The 24,827-nt window shown below is 56.9% G+C and carries 24 protein-coding genes; 6 read left to right on the top strand and 18 right to left on the bottom strand.

Going from position 1 to position 24,827, the window contains the following annotated elements; genetic code table 11:
• Nucleotides 1–4: 4 nt before the first annotated feature.
• The 4 genes from msbA to C3938_RS15150 form a co-directional block, all read right to left on the bottom strand.
• Nucleotides 5–1,840 (bottom strand): lipid A export permease/ATP-binding protein MsbA, encoded by a 1,836-nt coding sequence (msbA, locus tag C3938_RS15165; protein ID WP_105104073.1) that lies wholly within the window; start codon nt 1,838–1,840, stop codon nt 5–7.
• A 109-nt stretch (nt 1,841–1,949) separates the two neighbouring features.
• Entirely contained in the window at nt 1,950–2,369 is a 420-nt protein-coding gene (locus C3938_RS15160) for an ExbD/TolR family protein (protein ID WP_105104072.1), read from the bottom strand.
• Nucleotides 2,370–2,395: 26 nt separating this feature from the next.
• Complete coding sequence (locus tag C3938_RS15155; protein WP_105104071.1) at nt 2,396–3,016, bottom strand: MotA/TolQ/ExbB proton channel family protein; 621 nt, start codon at nt 3,014–3,016, stop codon at nt 2,396–2,398.
• A gap of 54 nt (nt 3,017–3,070) precedes the next feature.
• Nucleotides 3,071–5,602 (bottom strand): DNA internalization-related competence protein ComEC/Rec2, encoded by a 2,532-nt coding sequence (locus tag C3938_RS15150; RefSeq protein WP_105104070.1) that lies wholly within the window; start codon nt 5,600–5,602, stop codon nt 3,071–3,073.
• 335 nt (nt 5,603–5,937) lie between these two features.
• Between C3938_RS15150 and C3938_RS15145 the strand changes: the two genes are divergently transcribed.
• Nucleotides 5,938–6,879 (top strand): porin, encoded by a 942-nt coding sequence (locus tag C3938_RS15145; RefSeq protein WP_105104069.1) that lies wholly within the window; start codon nt 5,938–5,940, stop codon nt 6,877–6,879.
• Nucleotides 6,880–6,962: 83 nt separating this feature from the next.
• Here the strand turns inward: C3938_RS15145 and C3938_RS15140 are convergent, their stop codons facing one another.
• Nucleotides 6,963–9,188 (bottom strand): OsmC domain/YcaO domain-containing protein, encoded by a 2,226-nt coding sequence (locus tag C3938_RS15140; protein ID WP_105104068.1) that lies wholly within the window; start codon nt 9,186–9,188, stop codon nt 6,963–6,965.
• Between the two features lie 475 nt (nt 9,189–9,663).
• Here C3938_RS15140 and C3938_RS15135 point away from each other — a divergent pair, with 475 nt between their 5' ends.
• Nucleotides 9,664–10,392, top strand: coding sequence for a hypothetical protein (locus C3938_RS15135; RefSeq protein WP_105104067.1), 729 nt, complete (start codon nt 9,664–9,666; stop codon nt 10,390–10,392).
• A 336-nt stretch (nt 10,393–10,728) separates the two neighbouring features.
• Here C3938_RS15135 and speB read toward each other — a convergent pair whose 3' ends face one another.
• Together speB and C3938_RS18110 are read right to left on the bottom strand one after the other, a co-directional pair.
• Nucleotides 10,729–11,646, bottom strand: coding sequence for an agmatinase (speB, locus tag C3938_RS15125; protein WP_105104065.1), 918 nt, complete (start codon nt 11,644–11,646; stop codon nt 10,729–10,731).
• Nucleotides 11,647–12,117: 471 nt separating this feature from the next.
• Nucleotides 12,118–12,324 (bottom strand): lipocalin-like domain-containing protein, encoded by a 207-nt coding sequence (locus C3938_RS18110; protein ID WP_199775622.1) that lies wholly within the window; start codon nt 12,322–12,324, stop codon nt 12,118–12,120.
• A gap of 301 nt (nt 12,325–12,625) precedes the next feature.
• Between C3938_RS18110 and C3938_RS15115 the strand changes: the two genes are divergently transcribed.
• Complete coding sequence (locus C3938_RS15115; protein WP_105104064.1) at nt 12,626–13,054, top strand: hypothetical protein; 429 nt, start codon at nt 12,626–12,628, stop codon at nt 13,052–13,054.
• A gap of 509 nt (nt 13,055–13,563) precedes the next feature.
• Here the strand turns inward: C3938_RS15115 and C3938_RS15110 are convergent.
• Nucleotides 13,564–14,142: a tRNA-uridine aminocarboxypropyltransferase gene (locus C3938_RS15110; protein ID WP_105104063.1), complete on the bottom strand. Its 579-nt coding sequence runs from the start codon at nt 14,140–14,142 to the stop codon at nt 13,564–13,566.
• Here C3938_RS15110 and C3938_RS15105 point away from each other — a divergent pair.
• Nucleotides 14,136–14,600 carry a GNAT family N-acetyltransferase gene (locus C3938_RS15105; RefSeq protein WP_233998939.1) on the top strand — a complete coding sequence of 155 codons (465 nt, stop codon included), beginning with the start codon at nt 14,136–14,138 and terminating at the stop codon, nt 14,598–14,600. The genes C3938_RS15110 and C3938_RS15105 overlap by 7 nt on opposite strands.
• Before the next feature lie 80 nt (nt 14,601–14,680).
• Here C3938_RS15105 and C3938_RS15100 read toward each other — a convergent pair whose 3' ends face one another.
• From C3938_RS15100 to C3938_RS15085, 4 genes are all read right to left on the bottom strand, one after another.
• The gene (locus tag C3938_RS15100; RefSeq protein WP_105104061.1) at nt 14,681–15,244 is read right to left on the bottom strand and encodes a TetR/AcrR family transcriptional regulator; all 564 of its coding nucleotides are present in this window, start codon (nt 15,242–15,244) and stop codon (nt 14,681–14,683) included.
• Between the two features lie 70 nt (nt 15,245–15,314).
• Entirely contained in the window at nt 15,315–16,451 is a 1,137-nt protein-coding gene (locus C3938_RS15095) for a thiolase family protein (RefSeq protein WP_105104060.1), read from the bottom strand.
• A 160-nt stretch (nt 16,452–16,611) separates the two neighbouring features.
• Complete coding sequence (locus tag C3938_RS15090; RefSeq protein WP_105104059.1) at nt 16,612–16,989, bottom strand: hypothetical protein; 378 nt, start codon at nt 16,987–16,989, stop codon at nt 16,612–16,614.
• Nucleotides 16,955–17,215, bottom strand: a complete 261-nt coding sequence (locus tag C3938_RS15085) for a hypothetical protein (RefSeq protein ID WP_105104058.1) — start codon at nt 17,213–17,215, stop codon at nt 16,955–16,957. The genes C3938_RS15090 and C3938_RS15085 overlap by 35 nt, the downstream gene beginning before the upstream one ends.
• Here C3938_RS15085 and C3938_RS15080 point away from each other — a divergent pair.
• On the top strand, nt 17,214–18,125 hold the full coding sequence (locus C3938_RS15080) for a LytR/AlgR family response regulator transcription factor (protein WP_105104057.1): 912 nt from the start codon (nt 17,214–17,216) through the stop codon (nt 18,123–18,125). The genes C3938_RS15085 and C3938_RS15080 overlap by 2 nt on opposite strands.
• Nucleotides 18,126–18,190: 65 nt before the next feature.
• A complete protein-coding gene (locus tag C3938_RS15075) occupies nt 18,191–18,625 on the top strand; it encodes an OsmC family protein (protein WP_105104056.1) in 435 nt (144 codons plus the stop codon).
• Between the two features lie 31 nt (nt 18,626–18,656).
• Here the strand turns inward: C3938_RS15075 and C3938_RS15070 are convergent, their stop codons facing one another.
• The 6 genes from C3938_RS15070 to C3938_RS15045 all read right to left on the bottom strand — a co-directional run bounded on the left by C3938_RS15070 (nt 18,657) and on the right by C3938_RS15045 (nt 24,815).
• Nucleotides 18,657–19,709 carry a hypothetical protein gene (locus C3938_RS15070; protein WP_158681721.1) on the bottom strand — a complete coding sequence of 351 codons (1,053 nt, stop codon included), beginning with the start codon at nt 19,707–19,709 and terminating at the stop codon, nt 18,657–18,659.
• Nucleotides 19,710–19,973: 264 nt separating this feature from the next.
• Nucleotides 19,974–20,408 carry a GFA family protein gene (locus C3938_RS15065; RefSeq protein ID WP_105104054.1) on the bottom strand — a complete coding sequence of 145 codons (435 nt, stop codon included), beginning with the start codon at nt 20,406–20,408 and terminating at the stop codon, nt 19,974–19,976.
• Nucleotides 20,409–20,570: 162 nt separating this feature from the next.
• Complete coding sequence (locus C3938_RS15060) at nt 20,571–21,494, bottom strand: M14 family metallopeptidase (protein ID WP_105104053.1); 924 nt, start codon at nt 21,492–21,494, stop codon at nt 20,571–20,573.
• 145 nt (nt 21,495–21,639) lie between these two features.
• Nucleotides 21,640–22,797 carry an acyl-CoA dehydrogenase family protein gene (locus tag C3938_RS15055; protein ID WP_105104052.1) on the bottom strand — a complete coding sequence of 386 codons (1,158 nt, stop codon included), beginning with the start codon at nt 22,795–22,797 and terminating at the stop codon, nt 21,640–21,642.
• Nucleotides 22,798–22,816: 19 nt separating this feature from the next.
• Nucleotides 22,817–23,587, bottom strand: coding sequence for an SDR family NAD(P)-dependent oxidoreductase (locus C3938_RS15050; protein ID WP_105104051.1), 771 nt, complete (start codon nt 23,585–23,587; stop codon nt 22,817–22,819).
• A 28-nt stretch (nt 23,588–23,615) separates the two neighbouring features.
• Nucleotides 23,616–24,815: an acetyl-CoA C-acetyltransferase gene (locus C3938_RS15045; RefSeq protein ID WP_105104050.1), complete on the bottom strand. Its 1,200-nt coding sequence runs from the start codon at nt 24,813–24,815 to the stop codon at nt 23,616–23,618.
• Nucleotides 24,816–24,827 lie beyond the last annotated feature (12 nt).

Genomic DNA, 24,827 nt, shown 5'->3' with positions numbered 1-24,827 from the left:
AATATCAGCCGAGATCGCTCGCCTGCTGTTGCAACAGCCGCGCATAACGCCCGCCTTGTGCCAACAGCTCACTGTGTGTGCCGTGCTCGACAATACGCCCCTGATCCATCACCAGGATACTGTCGGCGTTCTCGATGGTACTGAGGCGATGCGCAATGACAAAGGTGGTGCGGTTCTTCATGACCTCGGCCAGCGCGGCCTGGATATGACGTTCCGAGGCGTTATCCAGCGCGGAGGTGGCCTCATCGAGCACTAATAGCGGGGAGTCTTTCAATAGTGCGCGAGCGATGGCAAGACGCTGACGCTGGCCACCGGAAAGAATCTGCGCATTGTCCCCAAGGACCGTCTGCAACCCCTGCGGAAGCTCCTCGATAAAACCCCGTGCATGTGCCAGGTCGATCGCTCGCTGAACTTCCGCCTCAGATTTGTTCTCAAGTTCACCGTAGGCGATGTTGCGATACACGGTGTCATTGAACAGCACGATATTCTGGGAAACCAGACTGATCTGCTGGCGCAGGGCAACCACTGGCACCTGGGTTATGTCGACTCCGTCCAACAGAATCCGCCCAGAGGTCGGTTCATAGAAGCGGGACAGCAGGCTGACCAGAGTACTCTTGCCCGAGCCCGATGCGCCCACTAGGGCAACGGTTTGCCCCGCCTGCACACGGAAGTCGATATCGCTCAGCACCGGCGGCGTGTCATCGCTGTAACGGAACCCCAGGTGCTCAAATGTCACCGTGCCGGTAACCGGGCTCGGCAGCTGCAGAGTGCCACCGAGCGGTTCTTTTGGTGCATCGAACACTTCGAAAATACTCTCCGCGGCAGCGATACCTTTCTGGATTTCGGCATATACCTCGGAGAGATTGCGGATGGGTTTCGCCAGAGACGCCGCGGCGCCGATATAGGAGGCAAATACACCCGGGGTCATGGATTCCACCATACCCGGCGCCAGCGCAAACCACACCAGCACTGCCGTTGCCAGGCCAACCATAATCTGAATGACCGACACGCTGGCGTTGTCCGCCACCACTAGCTTCATAAACTGCTGGCGGTTTGCATTGCTGGCCGCCTGAAAGCGGGCATTCTCATAATCGCGCCCGCCGTACATCCGCACCACTTCATAACCGTTGATCGCTTCCTGGGTAACGTGGGTAACGTCACCCATGGTGTTCTGGATACGATGGCTCAGTTTGCGGAATCGCTTACCCACCACACTGACGACTGCGGCAATAATCGGCACGAACAGGAAAAAGGTCAGTGTCAGCTTCCAGTTCACCATCAGCAGGTAGGTCAACAGACCAATAGCCGTGAACGAAGAACGAATGATCACCTTCAGGGACTTTGTGATGGAGTTAGTAACCTGCTCGACGTTGTACGCCACCTTGGAAATCAGGTAAGCACCGGTATAGCGATCGAAATAGGCACTCGGCAACTGGCCAATATGCTCGAACAGCTCGGTGCGCAGCTGGTGAATCACCGCCCGCGCCACATAGGCAAGGCCATAACTGCCGACAAAATTTCCCACCGCCCGCAATCCAATGATCGTCAGCATGGCTGCAGGCACCAGCCAGCGGGCGGTCTCCTGGGGCATGACACCACCGGCGAAAAACTTCGCCACATACTGCGAAAGGAACCCCCGCCCCTGCTCTATCCCTACGCCGACAGCATCGAGCAGAAGCTCAGTAACGGCAATCAGCAGAACTTCCATACTGGAGAACAGCATGAAACCAAGCACCGCTATCACAAATAGCGGCCACTGGGGGATGGCGTAGGAAAGGAGGCGACGGTAGGTCTGGGCACCCTGCCGGGGCTTGGGCAGAGGCTTGGAGGATTTTTCCATAAAACTCTTGGCAGCGTGTTCTCCGCGAATCACCGGCTACCAGGTCTGAGACCTCGCAGCCGGGACTGGGCGCAGCAGTAGGCGCACCCGGCGTTCAACACTGTATAGATTACTGTTCGTCCGGCTGCCGCGTGGTGATACTGAGGTGAACAAACCCCAGCTGGCCGGCGGCATCCATGGCACGAACCACCGCCTGATGTTCTGCGGTGGCATCCGCGGTAATGATCAGCGGGCGATTGTACTCGCCGCCAGACACTTCCGACAGTGCAGATTTCAGCGTCGGCAGTTTCTTGTTGATCAGAGCGCGCCCATCCACGGAATAGGAACCATCCGCACTGATCAGAATTTCAATGGTAGACGGCGGACTCTCTGCCTGAGGCCCCGCAGCCTCCGGTAGATTCAGCTGGAGGTGGCTCTCTTTGGTAAAGGTGGTGGACACCATAAAGAAAATCAGCAGCAGAAATACCACATCAATCAGTGGTGTGAGGTTGACCCCCTCCTGCTCAACGCTCTGGCGGCGGAATTGCATCGTAGGCTCCTGAATCCAGGTTATTTTCAGGCGGCTTCGACGCGGCGGTCGCTGTGCAGGGCATCCACCAGTTTGACCGCTTCCTGTTCCATGGTGACCACGATGGAATCGACACGGCGCTGGAAGTAGCGGTGTGCCATCAGCGCGGGAATTGCCACACTGAGGCCCGCCGCGGTGGTGATGAGGGCCTGAGAGATACCTCCCGCCAGCACACCGGCATTACCGGTGCCTTCCAGCATGATCGCGGTAAAGACCTGAATCATGCCCACCACGGTTCCCAGCAGGCCAATCAGCGGTGCCACGGCAGCAACCGTGCCCAGCACGTTCAGAAAGCGTTCGAGATCGTGGACCACCTGACTGGCCGCCTCTTCGATACTGTCTTTCATGACCTCCCGGCCATGCTTGGAGTTGGACAGTCCCGCGGCAAAAATCCGGCCGAGCGGGCTGGAATCGCGCAACTCACGGATCTTATCCGTTGTGAGCTGATTGTTTTTGAGGTTGCTCCAGACTTCGCCGAGAAGTCCACGGGGGGCGATCTTGCGTTCATTCAACGTCCACAGACGCTCGATAAAAATCGCGATAACGGCCACGGAACAAAGCAGGATTGGCAGCATCAGCCAGCCGCCGGATTTGATGATCTCTAACACTTTTATAGGCCCCGACTGCGGAACGGAATTGTTATGGTTCGAAGAACAAGCACTCTACCACAGCTCACTTCGGTGGCTAAGTGCCTGATTGTTATCTTTTTTATTGCTGTGATCGGCATACCAAAAGCGGCTCTGGGCGCGGGCCTCGCGAACCTCCAGACGCCCGGTGTCATCCCAGCGGAAACGAATGGCTCCGCTCTCGGCGGTATTGAACAGCTGCGCGCTTGTGCGCGTGTACCTCGCCACTACCTCCGGGTGAGGATGCCCGAAGTAGTGACGGAATCCGGCACTGAACACGACCCGCGCAGGCTGCGCCCACGCGATCAGCGCGGCGGAAGAGGAAGTTTGGGAGCCGTGATGCGGTGCAACCAGCAGATCGACAGGAGCAAATTCGGGGTAGAGAGCCCGCAATCGCTCCTCCACGCTGGCGGTGATATCTCCGGTCAATAGCACACGTACATCGCGCCAGGTCAGAAGTCCCACGCAGCTGTGATCATTCTCCTCCCCGGTCAGTTCCAGGGTGCGCGGCCACAACCACTCGATGCGCAGCCCACCCCATACTTCATGCTCACCGGCGACGCACGATTTCGACGTGGTACCCCCGGACAACCGCGAAGCGAGATCCCCGGGGGCGATCAGTGCGTCGACGTGCAATTGCGACAGCAAACCCGTCACCCCGCCCGCGTGATCGCGGTCGCCATGGCTCACCATCAGTGCCCCCAGCTGCGGATATCCGGTGGCGAGAATATAGGGGGCCACAATACTGCGGCCGGCACTCCACCCACTGCCGGTGCTGGCGCCGGTGTCGTACACAAGCGTTGCCCGCTCCGTAGCAGCGACCACGGCTAGCCCCTGGCCCACATCCAGTGCGGTCAGTGTGAGGTGCGGGGGATCGGGTCGCTGCCACGGCGACAAACCCACCAGCAGCACAGGCAAAAGGCCCCAACCGAGGGCCCGCCCTGGAACGCCTCGCGGCAGCAGCAGCATCCCGCAGCTGATCAGCGCAAGCACGCCCACCGTTGCCGTGGGCGCGGGGATCGGCTGCCACCCCGGCAACATGTGGTCGGCCAGCCGAAGGAAATCCATCAGCCAGCCAAGCTGAACATCAGCAAGCTGCCACAGTGTCAGCTGGAGTGGCGCGGGAACCAGCGCGGCAAGAAAGATCAACGGGAGAATGACCATCCCTACCCAGGGAATGGCGATCAGATTCAGCAGCAATCCGCTCAGGCTCACTCCGGCAAAAATCAGGACGGACGGCAGCAACAGGCCGAGAAGAATGGCCCACTGGCTCTGCAGCGCAGTGCGTAGAGAATGCCATATTCGCAACGGACGGCGGCCGACCGGCTCCCGCCCCCTCGTCGCGTCATCGCCGCTGTCACTGCGTCCGCGAAAGCGCAATAACAGGGCGCCCACCGCCACAAATGACAGCCAGAACCCGGCGTTGATCACCGCCAGAGGCTGTAGAAGCAATACACCCGCGAGCGCCGCCGCAAACGCCAATCCGGCGCTGACACTGCGACGGAACATCAGGGCGATGATGGCAATCGAGGTCATGATCAATGCGCGTTGAGCCGACAGGGGCGCACCGCTGATCAGTGTGTACCCCAGTGCGGCCAACAGTCCGATGGCACCAGCCAGGAACGGCGGGTTGTGGGGGCGAAAAATACCTGCAGCGCGGCTCACCCATCCACCGAGCAGCAGGAAGAAACCCGCCACAATGCCCACGTGCAACCCTGAAATAGCCAGCAGGTGCGCGGTGCCGGTCCTGCGCAGGAGATCCTGGGTCTGCTGGTCTATTCCGCCCTTGTCCCCCAGCAACAGTGCGCGGATCAGGGCCTCCCGTGGCAGTAGATCAATACCGCCTTCGACGCCACGCATGCGATAGCGAAGTCCTTCACGCACCCGGTCGATCGCCGCCGCCACACCAGCCCCCTCCGCCAGGTGTTCCGGCATCGCGCCGCTATCGCGTACATACCCTGTGGCGTAGATGCCCTGCTCAAGCAACCAGGCTTCGTAGTCAAAAGTGTGGGGATTGACGCTGCCGCGCGGTCGCTTCAGGCGCAGCGTCATACTCCAGCGGCTGCCCGAGGTCATCTTCGACGCGAGCCGCGGCTCCACCCGGTACCAGCTCAGCAACAGGCGCATACCGACAAGTTCGCGATACTCGGATGTCAGCACCCGCGCGCGAAACCGGCTGTCCAGAAACCCTTGCACGGCGGTGTGGGAACGGAAACTGGCGACCGCCGAGGAGGTTTCCGGGAGGCCTTCAATCTCAAGCACAACCCTGTGGTCGGTTCCGTGCAATGAAGGTGGCAAACGCTCCGCGACGGAGTGGTGATGGGCGCTGAGCGCCCAGAAGCTTCCGAGCACAAATGGCAGCAGCAGATGCAGCAACACGAAGCGCGGCGCAGACGGACAACGGGACAACCAGCCACTGGCGGCAGCCAGCAGGACAAAGAGGATACAGCCGAGTGCCAGCGCCACGGCAGTATCTGCATCCCACGGCAGTGCCGGCCAAAAGGCCACCTGTCCAATCCCCACAGACAGCGCCCACAATGTGGCCACTACCCCACTCACTCGTGTCACCGAGCCTCCTGAATTCCCTTTCTTTTTGGCCTGTCCTTGCCCCTTGAAGGTGGCAAAAGCGCTGGGTGGCGTTTTTTCCGCCCGCGACCAAGCGCTCCGCTCTCACCATTGCACCGGGATATTGCACCGGGATTAAAACGAAGCCCCACCCGAGGTTCAAGCGCCCCATGCCGCGCCACTACCTGACCAACCTGTATTTTCTTTAGTTCAATCCCCCTATCCGCAACATAACTTACACAAACCTTTCACATTTCACATATTTGTAACAAAAGAGCAGCAAACTGCGCGGCATCCGAGCCAAGGCTCACCCGTTAAGCCACTTTACGAGACCGACCATGAAAAAGACCGCGATCACCCTGGCACTGGCAGCTGCCCTTCCCATTCCGTCCTTTGCCCAGTCCGACGTGTTCACCTTCTACGGCAAGGCCAATGCCTCCTTCCAGTCCAACGACGAGGGCGAAGGCACCCAAACTGATATCAAAAGCAACGCCTCCCGCCTGGGAGTGAAAGGCGAGCTGCCGCTGGATAGCGGTATCAAGGGTATCTACAAGATGGAATACGAAGTGGATATCGACGGCGAGGCCGATGAAACCTTCAGCCAGCGCAACATCTACGCAGGCCTTGAAGGCGGCTTCGGACAGGTGATCGGCGGTAAATTTGATACCCCCCTGAAAGAAGCCCAGAACCGCGTTGACCTGTTCAACGACCTGGAGGGTGATATCAAAAGCCTGATTACCAGAAGCGACAACCGCGAGTCGAACAACCTGCAGTACACCACGCCGTCTTTGGCAGGCTTCAAGGCTTCCGCTGCGTATATCAGCAACAAGGATGCCGAAATTTTCGACGGCGAAGGCAATCTGATCGACACCCGTGACAACGGTACTTCCGTATCCCTCGCCTACGACAACAACGGCGTATACCTGGCTTACGCCTTTGACCAGGACGTGGAAGCCAACGACTGGAACGTCAACCGTCTGGTCGCGCAATACAGCTTGGGCAACCTGCAATTGGGGGCCTTGTACGAGGAACAGGAAAAAGCGGACCGCAGCAAGCAGGACGGCTGGATGACATCCGTGGCCTACAAAATCAACAACTGGACCGCGAAGGCCCAGTACGGCCAATCCGACATCATCAAGACCGACGGCGAAACCTTCAGCCTGGGACTGGACTACAAACTCTCGTCAGCGGCCAAGGTGTTCACCTTCTACACCGATGAAACCGCCGCGGGCGACTATGAGCGCAGCTACGTTGGTATCGGCACCGAATTCAAGTTCTAATCGACGCCCAGCCAAGCGATCAAGAAAAAGGGAGCGAATACCACGCTCCCTTTTTTATTCGATCTTCTTTTCCCGCTCTCGTTTTATTTGACCGCGGTTTTATCTCCCTCGGAGAAACCGTTAACCACCGCGCGCGCCGCGTGCAGCTTTTTGTAGCTCTCGATCAAACGCAGGTGCTTGTCCAGCCCTTCCAGGCGCATGTTGGTGGGGGTGAGGCCGTAAAAGCGCATACTGCCGTCTACAGAACCCACAACCGCCTCCATAGTGCTCTCACCAAACATCCGGCGCAGATTGACGAGGTAATCGTCCAGCGACAGATCTTCGTCCAGTGCAATTTCCAGTACCGCCTGCACCGCGCGGTAAAAGAGTCCGCGTTCCACCGTGTTGTCGTTGTACTGAAGAAAACTCTCCACCCGCTCCAGCGCCTCCTCATGGCGTTGCAGTGACAGATATACCAGCAACTTCAGCTCGAGAATGGTGAGCTGGCCCCACACGGTATTTTCATCGAACTCGACCCCGATCAGGGTGGAGATTTTCTCGTAGTTGTCGAGCTGGCTTTCTTCCAGCCGTTCCACCAGATCTTCCAGGGCTTCGTCTTCGAGAATGTGCAGGTTGAGGATGTCCTCGCGATAGTCCAGAGCCTTGTTGGTGTTGTCCCAGATCAGGTCTTCCACCGGATACACCTCGGAATAGCCGGGTACCAGAATCCGGCACGCCGGCGCGCCGAGATCGCTGTAGGTCGCCATGTACACCTCTTTGCCCATGTCGTCGAGGATGGCGAACAGGCGGTTGGCTTCGGTGTCGTTGCTGTCGTGGTGGTTTCCGGAAAAGTCCCATTCCACAAATTCGTAATCGGATCTCGCGCTGAAAAAACGCCAGGACACCACGCCGGTGGAATCAATGAAGTGCTCCACAAAATTGTGCGGCTCGGTCACTTCCAGACTGTTGAAGGTGGGCGGCGGCACATCGTTCAGCCCCTCGAAACTGCGCCCCTGCATCAATTCGGTAAGACTGCGCTCCAGTGCCACATGCAGACTGGGGTGCGCGCCAAACGAGGCAAACACGCCGCCGGTGCGCGGGTTCATCAGGGTCACGCACATCACCGGAAACTGGCCGCCGAGAGAAGCGTCTTTCACCAGGATCGGGAAGCCCTGCTTCTCCAGCTCCTCGATGCCCTCGAGAATGTCCGGGTACTTCTGCAACACCTCGTGCGGTACATCGGGCAGTGCAATTTCCCGCTCCAGAATTTCCTTTTTCACCGCCCGTTCGAAAATTTCCGACAGGCACTGAACCTGCGCTTCCGCCAGGGTATTGCCCGCACTCATGCCATTGCTGAGAAACAGGTTTTCAATCAGGTTGGAAGGAAAATACACCGTCTCACCGTCGGAGCGACGCTCGAAAGGCAGGGAGCAGATACCGCGGTCCATGCGCCCTGAATTGGTGTCGATCAGGTTTGAGCCCGCCAGCTCCCCTTCCGGGTTGTAAATGGCCAGGCAGTAATCGTCCAGGATGCCTTCCGGCAATTCGTCGTCTTCGGGCAGTTCAAACCACTTTTCATTCGGGTAGTGCACGAAATCCGCATTGGCGATCTCCTCGCCAAAATACTGGTCGTTGTAGAAAAAATTGCAGTTCAGACGCTCGATAAATTCGCCCAGCGCCGAACACAGCGCGCTTTCCTTGGTCGCGCCTTTCCCGTTGGTGAAACACATGGGCGAAGCCGCATCGCGGATGTGCAGCGACCACACATGGGGCACGATGTTGCGCCAGGAAGCGATCTCGATCTTCATCCCCAGATCCGCGAGGATTCTGGTCATATTGGCAATGGTCTGCTCAAGCGGCAGATCCTTGCCCTCGATAAAGGTCTGGTGGTCCGCATCCGCCTGAACCATCAGCAGTGCCTGCGCGTCTTCCGCCAGATTCTCTACTTCCTCGATCTGGAACTCCGGCCCGGTCTGAATCACCTTCTTGACGGTACAGCGGTCGATGGAACGCAGAATTCCCTGGCGGTCTTTCTCGGAAATATCCTCCGGCAGCTCCACCTGAATCTTGAAGATCTGGTTGTAGCGGTCTTCCGGGTCGACGATGTTGTTCTGGGACAGACGGATGTTGTGGGTGGGTATATCCCGCGACAGGCAGTACACCCGCACGAAGTAGGCCGCACACAGGGCGGAAGACGCAAGGAAGTAGTCAAACGGGCTCGGCGCCGAACCATCGCCCTTGTAGCGGATCGGCTGGTCGGTAATGACCGTGAAGTCGTCAAACTTGGCTTCAAGTCTGAGGTTGTCGAGGAAGTTGACGTTGATTTCCATAGGAACTACCGGACGTGGAGAATTGGGTGAGCCATAGGCCGAGCGGCGGCATTATCCAGATTTTGGCAGACCCCGTCTCGCTGAATTGGCAGAACTCGGTTGAGCGACCCGCCGCTCTCTCCAGTACAGCACACCAACGAGCGGGTGTTCCCATCTCCAAGGGGGTACCACACCAACACGACGAATGCTCCACCAAACTCTGAGCCGAGTTGGCGCACGACAGGTTGGGTGTCCTGCGCCATCCCCATGCATATTGGGGACAGCGTGCTCGTCGCACTGGACTATTGAACAGCGCCTCCAATCCGCTCAACCGATAAATGACACATAGGACACATAAATTCGGTTTAGGAAATTTGTGGGCTGGGTATAACCGGAACCGGGTCACAACCTTCGCGCCGCAGATCACCAGATAATCACTGCTGCATTCTCGCTCCGGTTTTCCCCCGTCAATAACAAATAACCAGAGGATATCCTCGTGAATACCAGGCACCTGTACAGGACTTTTCCCGCCACGCTTTTTCTGTGTGGCATTATCGCCAACCCCGCCGTTGCCAGCGAAGCTGCCCTCCCCCACACGTTCAGCGCAGGCGCACCCGCCAGAGCCGGGGAAGTCAACGAAAATTTCAGCGCGCTGGAATCGGCAGTAAACGACAACAACAGCCGGATCGATACCAATGCCGATGCTATCGACGATAACGCTGCGGATATCTTGGCAAACAGCGAAGCGATCCAGCAGATCAAGGCTTTGCGCAGCAATATTTACCCGGTCAATGTGGCCGCGGTAAACAATGCGGGCTATCCGAACCTGCGCATGAACAGTTCCGGAATGTACAACATCACCGACCTCACGGATATTGTTCAGGCGCCCGTCATTTTACCCGACGGCGCCACCGTGGAAGATATGACCTGCCTGGTACGAGACAATAGCGATACCGCCAATTTCAGCGGCGGCAATATACTGCTGATGCGCGTCGCCCTCGAAGAGGGAGCGCCACCTGCTGTTTACGAAAGCCTTGTCGATATCGACCTCACCACCGCAGGCAATGTGAGCGGGCTGCGCAAACTGGTGGACGAAGACGGTATCGTAGAGAACGCCCTCATCGATAACAGTAAATACATGTATTACGTCCGCTTCTGGATTCAGCGCACTCAGGCGGTCTCCAACCTGATGATTTCCGGTTGCCGGATCAGCTATCAGTCCTGAGGTGGCTACATGAACACATTCAACACACCGATACGATGGTTGCTGGTCGTCTTGTGCGCGGCGAGCCTGGCGAGCTGTGGGTCGGGTTCCAGCGACGGCGGATCCCATTCCCCCCCAACAAATAGCACCCCGCAACCCACGGTGAGCAACTGGGACGAGTTCAACTGGGATGAAGCAGATTGGGATTGATCATCTCCCGGTACAGCCCTCCAGGCTTGCCCGGTCGAGAACATCGTGTAACCCGGAGGCGGTGAAGCAATCCATGAATGACGCCGTCGCGCCTATAGCCACAATGAGGCGCAGTGCCCGGCTCCCCCTGAGCCGGGCCGCTATCCATCACCCAGCCCGTGCCGCCAGCAGATACAACATTTCCAGCGCCAGGGTGGCGCCAGCGAGGCTGGTGATTTCCGCGTGGTCGTAACAGGGCGCCACTTCCATCACGTCCATACCAACAATGTTCAGATCGCCGAGGCCGCGGATGATCTGCAGCGCGCGGTCGGATGTCAGACCGCCCATCACTGGCGTACCAGTACCGGGGGCGAATGCCGGGTCCAGGCAGTCGATATCGAAACTCAGATACACCGGCGCGTCCCCTACCCGTGCGCGAATGCGCTCGAGGTTCTGTTCCAGCGAGTGGTTGTTCATCCACGCCGCATCCAGCACCTCAAAGGGATGGGTCGCCGCCGTGTACTCCGTACGAATACCCACCTGAATACTGCGCTCACAGTCCAGTAACTCCTCCCGTACCGCGTGGTGAAACATGGCTCCATGGTTGTAGACGAAGTCCGTCGCCTCGGTATCCGTGTGGGCATCAAAGTGCAGCAGTGCCACCGGACCGTGCTTGCGCACATGCGCCCGCAGCAGCGGCAGTGTGATGAAATGGTCACCGCCCAGGGTCAGCAGGGTCTTGCCGGCGGAGACGATATGGTCCGCATGCTGCTCCACCAATGCCGCCATGGCCGCGCTGTCGCCATCGCGGAATACGATATCGCCGTAGTCGATGGCCTTGAGTCTGTCGCCCAGCGCAAAGGTCCAGGGCCAGCGCTTGTGCTCCCAGCGCAGTTGTGCGGAAGCCTGGCGCACGCCAGAGGGCCCGAAGCGGGAACCGGAACGGCCGGTGGTAGCGAGATCAAATGGCACGCCCATAACCACGGCGTCCGCACCGTCGAGATCACGGGTCAACGGCAAGCCGCAGAAGGAAAAAATATTGGCGTAGGTGTTCGAGAATTCGGATAAAAAACGGGTATCAGTCATGAGAGGTTCCAGAGAGTTTTCTGTGTCCAATCCGGCCGTGATCAATAAATCACGCACAGATAAAAAAGGGACAAATACCAGGGATCTCTCGGACTCGAACCAGATGCGGTGGGTACGAGAAGATGCCTTGGCAACACTCTCGTTGTGGGATCCCAGCGCCCAGAACGGACATCAAGTTTAGGTGTCGTGATGTTTGCGACAGCGGACTGAGCCGCCCGCGCAGTATGCCCGAAGGCCGGTTAGTTTCAAGCTTCAAATACCCGCAAATTCAAATATTTGTGACCGGCAAGGGCCGCCGGGAATTCCCGTGGCCAGTCGATGTTTAAAGCAGGATTTGGCGTGCGCACGCGGGCCCAATTACCGTATCCGGTCATCTCCAGATACCCCCGCCTCAGGTGGCTGACGCTGACCGTGACGGGCCCTTCCCAGACGGGCCCTTCCCAGTAGCGCATCACCTCGATGTTCCAGAAGTCAACCGGGCCATGATTCGATCCGGAGATCAAGTGCGGCCGCTGGCACTCTCAGGTGCAGGACCAGCCAGTCCCAGCCCAGCTGGTCCGGGTTCAGGTACTGACTGCTCCATTCGCGGTCGAACCAGCCCTGCCCGCTTGCCCGAAAGAGCTCACCGGCGACTTCTACCTCGCCTGCAATGGCCAGGAACGGGCAACTGAAATACATGGACCCGCCACCGCCATCCCACGCCGCAGCTCCAGCGACAAACCGCGCAACACACGAATCCGCTTGCGGCCGTTGCGGTAAGACTTGCTCAGTTCCTGTGCATGAATCATGGGTATCGTTCATAGATCGCCAGGGTTAGTGCCAGGTATCGCCAACAAGTCTATTGCACCGGAGGCGGCTGGAAACACGACCCAGAAAGCAACAGCCAATTCGGCCTCAGAACTCTGTGATACTCCGCAACAAATAACGCCCCAGCTCCTCTATACTCGCCGCCCGGTTTCCATCCAACCACGAGGTATCCATGAAACTGCTCCGTATTGCGCTGCCACTACTGGCGGCATTTGTCAGTGCCCCTTCGCTCGCTTATAGCAATTCTGGTTTCGGCATCGGCGTTGCCTACGATCTTGGCGCGGGTGTGACCGCACAATTTCGCGATACGTCGTTCTTTGCAAATAGTGATGCGCTGGCGGCAGATTTTCGGTTGCAGAACCTGCGCAATGATCGCGGCACCCTGCACGCATACATCGATGGGGGCCTCTTCTATGAGGATGGTGGACACGACAGCTACAACGACAGAGCCGGTGTCCGCCTGCCGATAGGGCTAACCTTCCGGGTCGCCCCAAGCCTGCAGGCATATATTCAGGCGGTGCCCAACTACGCATTCAGTGATAATGAAGGCAAGGAAGGGTTTGAGGTTGACGGGGCTCTGGGGATACGCCTGCGCTTCTGACAAAGACTCAAATACCCACAGTACAGTGCGGGGCTCGCCAATCTGAGCCCCATCGATACGTCCCATTGATACTTCCCATCGATACTCCCAATACATCTGAATCATATTTCCCGGCAGATGAAAATAGCTCCTGGGGGCTATTTCCACCCCCTCAGAACTACACCCCATCAAAAAACAAATTTAGAACTTATATTTCTCTTTCCGAGAAAGAATGGGTGCATTTTTCCTGTGACATAAATCCAACAAATCACACGTTGCTCGAAGCACAAGCACAACCATTCTCTATGTCAGGGCTTTAACGAACATCATCTCCAGGGGGACTAATACAAAAAGTCTACTTTAAATCTGAAAGTAAAGACCCGTACTACTCAACCGAGATCCAGATGTTAAAAATGAGATTGATTGCTTTACCATAGATATAGCAGTCAACCTCATCAGTCGTCACGATGGTTTTTCTCTGCGTAAAAATTCTGCGTAAAAATATAGTTATAAAGCCATCAAAAAACTTGTCACCGCGTACCCAATGCTTTTTGAAGTGAAATCATTTTCTGGAACGGGCGTAGCACGACTTTAAAATTTCGAACCGGCTCAAGGCCCTGCATTGCCAAAACAATACTTTCAATGGTCGACAGACTGTTCTCAAACGATGAGTGGCGAATCTGGTAGTCCGATTGTAACGCCCCCTCAAAACTCACTCTCGGCAGCTGCTGCAATATCGGATGCAAATGCAGCATCTTCTTCGACTTCCGCCAGGTTGCATCGATCACTACCAGCTGCTCCAGCGCCTCGGCCTGTGGCGTGCCGGACTGCAGCTGCTCCGCTTCCGGCAACCAGCTCAATGATGGATAGAGCAGTGCAGACCTGGGTTTCAGCAACTGCCCCAGTTCTTCGTCCGACAGCTGCTCTGCCACAATCAACTCACTGTTGTCGAGACAGAGGTGCGCCATCCGTCCGGTATTGAACGGGTGCTTCTGTTCCAGGGGGTGCTGTATGATGAGAACCTTTATCCGGTTAGGGATATGGACCAGTGCACTGCAATAGCAGACCTTGAGGGGGCGCTGGCAGGTTGAGCAGATTTCGCGTGGCATGGAGTGATATGGATCCGGACTTTTCGACTGATTCTCTGACTGCTCAGTGGCTTTCCGACGTGGAGATACCGTTAGCCAACAAATTCTACCGCAGCCATAATTTTCGCGGCAAAGCACGGCGGCATGATCCCTGCTTGGTCATCCGCGACGGAAAAAACCAGATTATTGCCTGCGGCTCGCTACGCAAACTGACAGACAGCCAACTACTGACCGGTGTGGCAGTCGCCGAGAACCATCGCGGCCGTGGTGTCGCACGACTGTTGCTGGAACATATGGCAGAAGCCTGTGACGACCACACCTTTACCTTCCCCTACCAACATCTCGTACCATTTTACGAGTCCCTGGGTTATGCGGAAGTGTCCGAGATCGGGCTGCCTTCGGCCATTATCGACCGTTTTCATACTTACCAAAAACAGGGGCGTGATATTGTGCTGATGCACTTTCAGCGACGCCTCTAGCCCACAGCCCCTTGCATAAGCCGATGATGGCTTTACAGCGCTCTATAGAAGACAAGCGCGCTGCAAGGTCGAACCCGTTTTTACGAATCAGCCATTTCCTTTAGAAGTCGCCCGGTGGTCTGCAGGATACTGTCGGAAAGGCGCTTGCTCTTCACGCTGCGCGACAGCTGCAGGGCACCGACCATGGCGGACAGCATGAGTACGCTGCGTTCATCGGCGTCTTCATCACCGCCAAGTCCGGTGGCGATCTGTTCCAGGCGCTTCTTTACCAGCTGATCCGTGGTGGCACTGGGGGCGCCACGCTGGCCCAGCTCTGCGGCCATGGTAGGCAGCGGGCAGCCCTGCTCCGGGTGCTTGCGATGGGCCGCCGACAGGTATTGCTCAATCAGCGTCTGCAGCGGCGCATCCGCCTCCATGTACGTATCCACCACCTCATCACGTTCTTCGACCGCGCGTTGTAGCGCCGTTTCCACCAGGTCGTCCTTGGATTTGAAGTGCGCGTAAAAACCACCGTGGGTCAACCCCAGTGCTTTCATCAGCACCTGCAAGCCGGTGGCACCGATGCCATCACGGCGAAAACGCCGCGAGGCCTCATCCACAATCCGCAGGCGGGTTTCAGCCTTGTGTTCTTTGGAATAGCGCATGGCGCCCTCACATCAGATGTCGAACGTCATATTAACGTCGAAACTCCACAACACCTACTCCCCGCAACATTCAGGAATCGACACGCTCCAGCAGAGTCGCGACACCCTGGCCACCGGCAATGCACTGAGTGGCCACCGCATAGCGCTCATCGCTATCGCGCAGCAGCGCCGCCGCCTTGCCGGTGATGCGCGCGCCGGTTGCACCCAGCGGGTGCCCCAGTGCGGTGGCGCCACCGTGCAGGTTGATCCGTTCCATCTCCAGCCCGAGCTCACGCACACAGGCAATGGACTGACTGGCAAAGGCTTCGTTGATTTCTACCAGACCAATATCCGCAATGCTGAGACCGGCGCGACCCAGCAGCTTGCGGGCCGCGTGTACCGGTCCCATGCCCATGATTTCCGGTGCGCAACCAGCCACTGCCACCGCCTTGATCCGCGCGAGAATGTCCATTCCGTGACTGCGCGCGAAGGACTCGGTACACACCAGCAGCGCGGCAGCGCCATCGGTGAGTGGCGAGGCAGTCCCTGCGGTCACGGTACCCTCAAACGCCGGCTTTAGCTGTGCCAGCGCTTCCGTATTGGTGCCGGGGCGGATACAGCCGTCCTCTGCCACCAGTCCACTGGGTGTTTCCACCGCGATAATTTCCGGTGCCAGCAAGCCACGCTGCTGCGCAACAGTCGCTTTCGCATGGGATTCCACCGCAAAGGATTCCTGCTCCACCCGGCTAATGTCATAGCGCTTGGCCACCTCTTCGGCGGTGTGACCCATGGACATGTATACCTGCGGGAACGTCTCCAGCAGCGTCGGATTCGGCGATATGTTGAAGCCACCCATGGGCACTCGCGTCATGGACTCCACGCCAGCGGCGATAAACGCCTCGCCCGCCCCCACCGCGATCTGCCCATAGGCGTAGTGCACCGCGCTCATGGACGAGCCGCAGAAACGGTTGATCGTCATACCGCCCAGATGCTGCGGGAAGCCCGCGCGGAAGCTGGCGATGCGCGCGATATTCATGCCCTGCTCCGCCTCGGGATAGGCGCAGCCCATGATCACATCCTCGATTTCCGCCGGGTCCAGATCCAGAGACTCCACCAGGCCGCACAGTACCTGGGCGGCGAGATCATCCGGCCGCACATCCACCAGCGCGCCCTTGCGGGCAAAGTGAAACGGCGAGCGTTTGTAACCTGCGATAACGATTGACGGCATTGTCGTGTTCCTCTGGCGACGAAATGTGCGGAATCTGAACTCCAACCGCATTTATATTACAACCATCATCCAACAATACCAATAGATGTCGACCGTCATGCTATAACCAAATAGCATGAAAACACGTTGTACTCGCTACTCCGTTATGGCTGCCAGATCGTCAGGGGGCCGAAATCGCACCGGGTGTGGCGGCATCCTCTTGCAGGCTTTGGCTCTTTTCTCTTACCGCCGCATCCATTCCGCACAGCCAGCGCAGGGTATTCACACGGCGGATGACTTCATAGCCAATGAAGCACCCGGCAACCGTCAACGCCAACAGAACCAAAGCCTCCCACCACATCGGCAGTGCCAACGACTTGAGGCTCCAGGCAAACACAATGATCAATGTCTGGTGCAGCATGTACCAGGGCAAAATCGCTGGGTTGGTATAGCGGAGCAACGGGCTCGGACGATTCAGGTAGAAGCCGGCAAAACCCACCACGGAAAATATCCACGACCACAGGTTAAGTGCCACCACACTGGCGACCAGCAAGCGCATGGCCGGGGTGGCCCGCGACCCCGGCATCCAGCCCGTCGAAAGCCCCGTTGCGGTCGGCGACGATCAGTGCATAGCAACCAATGGCCAGGCTCAGGAATACGGCGCGCCGGGCAATTACAAACCGCCACCAGCGCGGTTGCTGGGCGAACAGGTAGCCGAAAACGAACACCAGCAGGTAACGCCCGTGGTTGTACCAGTGTGCAATGGTGGTAAGTGGGATGTCCATGGAAAACAGTGAACGGGAATCGTCACCATCCGGTGTGTGCCCCTCCCCCTGGATCGCCCGATTCGATCGCCATCGCACCGTGTATATCTACCTGATACTCGCGGTTTATATCTTCGCCAGCAATACCGTCAATGCACTTTCCGTGTGGGCAGACCACAATCGCAACGGCCCTGCGACCATCCAGCAGTGGGAACCCTTCGCCTGGGAGTACACCAGTGCCCTCAGCCTGCTGATACTGTTTCCCTTGGCATTCTTCGCCTTCCGCTACCCCCCCCCCCCGCGCCTGACCCGGATAGGCCGGCAGCTCGGCCTGCACCTATTGGCGTCGGTGCTGTTTTCCGTAGCCCATGTGGTATTGATGGTACTGATGTGTAAAGCGCTATATGCCCTGATGGGGAGCAGTTACGACTTTGGCCGCTGGCTGCCGGAACTCTGGTATGAGTACCGCAAGGATGTAATGGGATACGCGAGTTACTTCTGCATGTATTACGTGTTCCGCCTGGCCTACAGCCGCCTGAAAGGTGAAGCCAGCCTGATCGCGGAAAATGAAGCCCCGCAGATTGACAGCGCCGGGCAGCGGCCACCGGAGCACTTCCTGGTGAAAAAGCTCGACAAGGAATTTCTGGTGCGGGTGTCCGATATCGAATGGATCGAGTCCGCCGGCAATTATGTAAACCTGCACAGCCGCGGGCGCATTTACCCCCTGCGCAGCACTCTGAAGGACATCAGCGAACGCCTCGCCCCAGCCGGGTTCAGCCGCATTCACCGCGGACTGGTGGTAAACCACAATGTCATCGAACACATCCGTTTCGAACCCAGTGGCGACGGTGAGGTTCAACTACAGTGTGGTAAACAGCTGAACCTTTCCCGCAGATACCGGGATAGTTTCAAACTCGCATTAGCCGGATAACCGCGCCCAGACATTCCCAGCGCTTGCGCCCCTTCCGGACCACAGACACGTCGATAGGAAATGCCATGGAATCGCTTCCCCACAAATATCAGGTAGCCGCAAACGCAGCGAACGAAGGAAACGTCATTCTCACAGCCGGACAGCTAGCCCCAATTACCTCAGCTGGGCCGGTTCAGTTCGATGGCCCGGGCGACCAGTGGTCACCAGAGGAATTGTTGGTAGCCGCGGTGGCCGACTGCTTTATTCTCACCTTTCGCGCCATTGCCAAGTTCAATGGGCTTGAGTGGACGAATCTGGAATGCAGTGCCACTGGCACGCTGGACAAGGACGGTCGCAAGACCTGCTTCACGGCGTTTGAAGTGAATGCGAAACTCGATGTACCCCAGGGTACGGATACTGATAAAGCGCAAAAGTTACTGGAGAAGTCTGAGCAGAGCTGCCTGATTACCAACTCGCTCACGGCAGCAGTGACACTGCAAACAGAGGTCACAGTATCGTGACCTCCATTGCAGGGTTGTCAGATTAACGAGCTCAGAAAAGATCGAGGTCTTTGCTGAGAGAAACGCTATTTACCGTACCACTCTCGCCCTTCATGCTGTCGAAGCGGATATAGTAATCCTGCAAAGACACAAGGAATGAAACTCTTGTCGTCTCATTGCCATCGATCGCCTCGGCAAATCGGTTCTGGCCATCGCCAACAAATTTGTTCCAGCCGTGCTCAAGCCCCAGATAAAAGAATTGGGTTTCCAGAATAATGTTGGCGGTCACCTGGCGAGCACTATCATCGACCTCATACTTTTGACCGTCTTCTTCAATGTCGGCGTTCAACCAAGATTGATTGACTGTTGCCCCAATTGAAATATTCAGGTTCTGATTGAACTGATACCCGACCGCACCCTCAATGGAAATTCGGCCATCGCCCCCTTCCAGCATCAAGTCATCTGCGGCTTCTTCTGCCGTCTTGGATACATTTCCGGCCCCCAGGTCCAAGTTAACCCCGTAACCCCAATGCCATACATCCTTCAACGGAGTTTCAGGCTCCTTAAACACACCTGAATCCCATTTATAGAACGATAGCTTGGGGGAAATGGCATTGTCACCAGTACCAAATGACACGCCTGCCAGTGAGTCCAAGGGTTTCAATTCAACTTTATGCTGTCGCTTCTGCTGCTCAATTTGGTTGGACTTGTCCTCAATCATCTGATCGGCCAATTTTGCAATATCCTTGGCATCGTCTTTTGACAATGAGAATTGTCCCTTTTGGAATGATGCGTAATCGGCATCGTCGATCAAGGAGAATTCACCAAGTATCCCAACAATTTCAGCCAGAACTTCAGCCCGCTCGTCCGCAGGCAAATTGTATTGCGCTTTAATCGCACTGGCTCTGAGCTTTGTCAGCTTGTAAATATCCGTTTCCAGACGATGAATTTCCAATAACCCGATTTCTTCTCTGCGATCTGAATACAGGCCATTCAGCAGGCTTTCATTTTTCAGTTCTCTCATTGCACCTGTGCTAATCGCAAAGGCACCAGAACCATAAGACACGGCCAGTGTAGCCAGAACCAACTTCCATTTAGATCCCACGAACGTTATCCCCCAATTAAGTTATTTTGGAGAAAAATATACTAAACGTCACATTTCGTGAACCCTCTCACGTAAATAACGGGAAACAAATCATAATGATTGAGAAAAACTGACACGAATGACATCTACGTCATGATCGGCAATTCGAGCCCTACGCAAAGGGAAAGATCAGATCCACCCGCATAGGGCTGAAAGCCACCGCAGCACTTCCACTCCAATCAATAGCAGTGAACCTGAGCGCCTGAAGAAATGAGGTACCGAGTACTACTCCGGGATAATTTCACCTGAGCCACCAAATTCTGCCGGGAAATCCTTCAACTTGGGTAACCCGTCGCGGACACGCAATACGGCTTCCTGGTAATTCACATGCACACCGGGTTTATAGGGAAAGGTGGGGATCACCGCGGCAAACACATCCGTCAGGCCCAGTGTTGGATGTTCGGCGAAAACGTGTCCCCCGCAGGTTTTACACCATTTGCGATAACTCTTGGGTGTCTTACTGAAAGTAGCGATGTTATCGACACCCTGTGTGACTTTTACCGCCTCCGGCTTCCACAGGGTGAATGCATTGACCGGACCCGCTGACCAGTGTCGACAGGACTCGCAATGGCAATAGCCCATGGCAGCTGGCTCACCCGTGACAGTCAATTGGACCGCACCACAAAAACAGCTTCCTTCGTACGTCTGCTCATTACTCATGTTGCACCTGTTGGGTTATTCACTAATTCCCAATGCTAGATCAAGTTCGAGCAATCTAACTTTTTCAACGGAAAAAATTAGTGGTAGTGCAACATGTTGGCATTACATGAACTCAATCAAATTAATGCCATAACGTTAATCGGCCCCTTCGGTTTCCGTTTGTTAATGCTGTGCAAGCGCGTAATCGATCGCCGCACACACCGCGACCGCCTGTGCGGTGTTGCACTGCTCGGGCGTGGCACGGGGGCTGTCGGGGTAGACCTCGGTAGTGGTCTTGTAGCGGGCGTTGGTGATACTGGCACACAGACCCAGCTGCCTGAGCGGGTATTCGATCACGCCGCGAGCGACCACCGGTGAGCCGATGATCTCGTTGTTGTCGTCCGCCGGCGCGATATGGGTGACCTTCTCTACCGCTGCGATCACCGCCTGCTGGAATTCGGGCTGCGGGTTCTCGCTGTCGTCCACCAGATAAAAGCCATCGGGAATACCACCCGGCGTGAACGGCTTGCCATCACGGGCGGCCAGTGCCGGGCGGAATTCGGTTTCATCGGTATCAGTGGTTTCGTGCAGGTCAATATGCATCAGTGCACGGTCGCGGATGGGTTCCACAAGACGCAGCAGCGCCGCGGATTCTTCGGCCGGGCTGTTCTCGCGGAAGGATCGGTTCGGGTCGATGGCGTTCGGGTTCCAGCGGTGGATACGCTCGTAGGCCCAGGGGCTGACGCAGGGTGCAACCAGCAGGTTGACGCGACCGGCGTATTCCGCGGCATGCTGATCCACGAACTCCAGCGCACCGTGTACACCGCTGGTCTCGTATCCATGTACCCCGCCCGTTACCAGCACCACTGGCAGATCTTCACTCCAGTCATGGCTGCGGATTGCCAGCAGCGGAAAGCTCTCGTCGCCATATTCCAGACGGCCGTACTCTTCCACGTCAAAACGATCACGCAGGCCCTCGATCTTACTCACCACTTCAGATGCGTAGCTGCGCTGGCGAGTCTGTCGTGACAACCACTCGGCGCGCTCCAGATCGCCCCAGGGCGTGCCGGGAGTACCGATTGGATAGAATACGGGGGTGGTGTTCATTTCGCGTGTTCTCCGACGATGATCGAGGGAGGCATTCTACACCCCGAACAGGCCAGGCTGGCTATCCATCAGAGAGTGGCAAGGAACAATATGGCAGCCAACAGCGGCCTGACTGAGCCGGCCTCTCTTCCCGGCTTTGCTCAGCTCAACTCACGGCGTTCATGAGTTCGCGGGCAATAATCATTCGCTGAATCTCGCTGGTACCTTCATATATTGTGGTAATACGGATGTCTCGTACCATTCGCTCAAGCGGCAATTCCTTTGTGTAACCAGCACCGCCATGCATCTGCTGCGCGATATAACAGGCAGAGTTCGCCTTCTCACTGGCGTAAAGCTTGGCCATGGAGGCGGCGGGGCCGAAATGCATGCCCGCATCCTTCTGCCAAGCCGCCTGCATGAGAAGAAGTCGCGCAGCTTCCAAATCGGTGTACTTGTCGGCGAGCTGCCATTGCAAGCCCTGAAACTCCGCGAGTTTGCGACCAAACTGCTCCCGCTCCTGAAGATATAGTCGAGCTCGATCCAGCGCTTCCAGTCCGATGCCGAGGGCGAGGGAGCCAATACCAATCCGCCCGCCTGCCAGCTCTGCGGCGGCAATGCGAAATCCGCGATCAACCTCACCAAGCAGGTTACAAGCAGGGACTCGGCAGTGATCAAAGGCCACCTCGTTCGTCACTGTTGCCTTTTGCCCCATTTTGTCTTCAGCCCGCCCAATCACTAACCCCGGTGTTCCAGCCTCCACGAGAAAGCATGATATGCCCTTACCTTTACTGGCTTCTGTGTTGGTAACAGCCCATACGATGAAAATGCCGGCATATTCCGCACTACTGATAAAAAGCTTGTTGCCATTCAATACATAGCTGTCGCCGTCCTTCACCGCGCGGGTGCGCATCGCGGCAGCATCAGATCCGGATCCTGGCTCTGTCAGACAAAACGCCCCTGCCGAATACTCTCCGTTACAGAGCTTCGGCAGATACGCTGCCTTTTGCTCATTGTTTCCAACCGTCTGGATGACTTCCGCAACCATATTGGTGACAGACGTGGTGGTAGCAGTCGAGGCACAGCCGCGGGCCAGCTCCGTGATCGCAAGACTGAATGCGATTGAGCCGGCACCGGTTCCACCAAACGTTGGATCAATATTGATGCCCATAAAGCCGAGTTCGGCCAACTGCTTGAGTTTTGCCAAAAAGAGCGCTCGATTACCGGTCTCATCCAATTCCTTAGCAATGGGTTTTAGCTCTCGACTCGCAAACTCACGCGCGGCCTCCTGCACCATCATCTGCTCTTCAGTGAGTGCAAAATCCATAATGGTTTATCACCCCTAATTATTTTGGCTGCATGCGAATGCCAGCATCAATACGTATGCACTCGCCATTGATGTAGGAATTTTCAATCAGATGCGCGGAGAGATCTGCAATTTCGCTAACCCGTCCTAGGCGGGAGGGAAATACTGTGGAGGCTTCGAGCGATTTGTAATAGGTTTCATCGACCGCATCAAAAAGAGGTGTGTGCACCAGGCCGGGCGCTATGGTGACAACGCGGATACCGTAAGGGGCCAGCTCTCTAGCCATCGGTAAGGTCATACCCACCACCGCCGCCTTACTCGCACTGTAGGCTACCTGCCCTATCTGCCCCTCATACGCGGCAACGGATGCGGTATTGATGATTACGCCTCGCTCACCATCTTCGTTAACCGGGCTATTTTTTGCCATCTGCTCGGCACAGAGTCGGGCCATATTAAAACTCCCAACCTGATTGATCATAATGACCTTCATATAGTCAGGCAGTGGATGTGGGCCACGCTTGCCCAGGGTTTTACAGGCCGGAGCTATACCCGCAAAGTTATTCAGAATGTGAATTTCCCCGAAGGTGTGAAGTACCTGTTTAATGCCAGCGGCCACCGAATCTTCATCGGAAACATCAACGGTAAAGAACGCCACGTTGGCCCCAAGATCTGCCGCCAACCGGCTACCGGCCTCTGCATTCATATCGAATATCGCCACCTTGGCACCATCTTTCAGGTAGCGCTCCACCGTAGCCCGCCCCAACCCGGATGCGCCACCGGTAACAATGGCCACCTTATCTTTTATGTTCATACTCGAATTCCAAGCTCTTCAGTACCGCTTAAACGCGCTCAATGATCGCGGCAATTCCCTGGCCGCCGCCCACACACAGCGCGATCAAACCACGCCGCAATTGGCGACGTTCCAGCTCATCGGTCATTGTTCCTACCAACATGGCGCCGGTGGCACCCAACGGATGCCCCATCGCGATCGCACCGCCATTGACGTTGGTGACGTCATGGGAAATACCCAGATCCCGCATAAATCGCAAAACGACTGCGGAGAAGGCCTCGTTCATTTCGAACAGGTCGATATCCTCGACACTCAGCCCCGCCCTTTGCAGCGCCTTCTGAGCCGCCGGACCCGCTCCGATCAACATCAGGCTCGGATCATTCGCCAGCACCGCCGTCGAAACGATTCTCGCCCGGGGCGCAAGGCCCAGCTTCCTTCCTGCTTGTTCGCTACCAATCAGGACAGCCGCTGCGCCATCCACAATGCCAGAGGAGTTACCCGCGGTGTGCACGTGCTGTATTTCATCGAGTTCCGGGTATTTGCCGAGCAGTATTTCGTCATAAGCGGATATACCCAGATCGGCAAATGCGGGGCGCAGATTGCCAAGTATGTTCAGGGTGGTGTCAGGTTTAATGATTTCATCCTGGGCGAGCAGGATCGCTCCGTCGGCATCCACTACCGGCGCGATGGATTTGTCGAAGAAACCCTGAGAGCGAGCCGTAGACGCTCGCCTCTGTGATTCAACGGCATAGGCATCGACGTCCTCCCGCGTCCAGCCGCCCATGGTCGCGATGGCATCGGCAGCGACACCCTGCGGCACCAGGCTGTAGCGAAGGGCCAAGTTCGGGTCATGCTTCCAGGAAGAACCCATAGGTACGCGGGACATGGACTCTACGCCACCCGCCACTACCAGTTGTTCCCATCCGGAAGCCACCTTCATCGCGGCCATATTGACCGCTTCGAGTCCGGAGGCGCAAAACCGGTCCAACTGTACGCCAGGGACACATTCAGCCCATCCCGCGTACTGGACGATGGATTTTGCAATATCCCCACCCTGCTCTCCGACCGGAGACACGCACCCCATAATCACATCATCGACTTGGCTGGTATCCAGATCGTGACGGCGTTGCAGCGCGCCAAGGAGACCGCCGCCAAGCACCGCAGGTTGCACCTGATGCAGAGAACCGTCCACTTTCCCCTTACCTCGGGGAGTGCGAATGGCATCGTAAATATATGCAGGATGGGGCATGTTGTCGGGTGT

The organism is Microbulbifer pacificus (assembly GCF_002959965.1).
GTDB classification, from domain to species: domain Bacteria; phylum Pseudomonadota; class Gammaproteobacteria; order Pseudomonadales; family Cellvibrionaceae; genus Microbulbifer; species Microbulbifer pacificus_A.
Note: the sequence above shows the minus strand (reverse complement) of the source record. Positions and strands in the feature narration are given on the sequence as shown.

What these genes read in the sequence shown, in the direction of transcription:
- msbA (WP_105104073.1), bottom strand. Translation starts at nt 1,840, where the DNA reads ATGGAAAAATCCTCCAAGCCTCTGCCCAAGCCCCGGCAGGGTGCCCAG.
- C3938_RS15160 (WP_105104072.1), bottom strand. Translation starts at nt 2,369, where the DNA reads ATGCAATTCCGCCGCCAGAGCGTTGAGCAGGAGGGGGTCAACCTCACA.
- C3938_RS15145 (WP_105104069.1), top strand. Translation starts at nt 5,938, where the DNA reads ATGAAAAAGACCGCGATCACCCTGGCACTGGCAGCTGCCCTTCCCATT.
- C3938_RS15140 (WP_105104068.1), bottom strand. Translation starts at nt 9,188, where the DNA reads ATGGAAATCAACGTCAACTTCCTCGACAACCTCAGACTTGAAGCCAAG.
- speB (WP_105104065.1), bottom strand. Translation starts at nt 11,646, where the DNA reads ATGACTGATACCCGTTTTTTATCCGAATTCTCGAACACCTACGCCAAT.
- C3938_RS18110 (WP_199775622.1), bottom strand. Translation starts at nt 12,324, where the DNA reads ATGTATTTCAGTTGCCCGTTCCTGGCCATTGCAGGCGAGGTAGAAGTC.
- C3938_RS15115 (WP_105104064.1), top strand. Translation starts at nt 12,626, where the DNA reads ATGAAACTGCTCCGTATTGCGCTGCCACTACTGGCGGCATTTGTCAGT.
- C3938_RS15110 (WP_105104063.1), bottom strand. Translation starts at nt 14,142, where the DNA reads ATGCCACGCGAAATCTGCTCAACCTGCCAGCGCCCCCTCAAGGTCTGC.
- C3938_RS15100 (WP_105104061.1), bottom strand. Translation starts at nt 15,244, where the DNA reads ATGCGCTATTCCAAAGAACACAAGGCTGAAACCCGCCTGCGGATTGTG.
- C3938_RS15095 (WP_105104060.1), bottom strand. Translation starts at nt 16,451, where the DNA reads ATGCCGTCAATCGTTATCGCAGGTTACAAACGCTCGCCGTTTCACTTT.
- C3938_RS15090 (WP_105104059.1), bottom strand. Translation starts at nt 16,989, where the DNA reads ATGCGCTTGCTGGTCGCCAGTGTGGTGGCACTTAACCTGTGGTCGTGG.
- C3938_RS15080 (WP_105104057.1), top strand. Translation starts at nt 17,214, where the DNA reads ATGGAAAACAGTGAACGGGAATCGTCACCATCCGGTGTGTGCCCCTCC.
- C3938_RS15085 (WP_105104058.1), bottom strand. Translation starts at nt 17,215, where the DNA reads ATGGACATCCCACTTACCACCATTGCACACTGGTACAACCACGGGCGT.
- C3938_RS15075 (WP_105104056.1), top strand. Translation starts at nt 18,191, where the DNA reads ATGGAATCGCTTCCCCACAAATATCAGGTAGCCGCAAACGCAGCGAAC.
- C3938_RS15065 (WP_105104054.1), bottom strand. Translation starts at nt 20,408, where the DNA reads ATGAGTAATGAGCAGACGTACGAAGGAAGCTGTTTTTGTGGTGCGGTC.
- C3938_RS15060 (WP_105104053.1), bottom strand. Translation starts at nt 21,494, where the DNA reads ATGAACACCACCCCCGTATTCTATCCAATCGGTACTCCCGGCACGCCC.
- C3938_RS15055 (WP_105104052.1), bottom strand. Translation starts at nt 22,797, where the DNA reads ATGGATTTTGCACTCACTGAAGAGCAGATGATGGTGCAGGAGGCCGCG.
- C3938_RS15050 (WP_105104051.1), bottom strand. Translation starts at nt 23,587, where the DNA reads ATGAACATAAAAGATAAGGTGGCCATTGTTACCGGTGGCGCATCCGGG.
- C3938_RS15045 (WP_105104050.1), bottom strand. Translation starts at nt 24,815, where the DNA reads ATGCCCCATCCTGCATATATTTACGATGCCATTCGCACTCCCCGAGGT.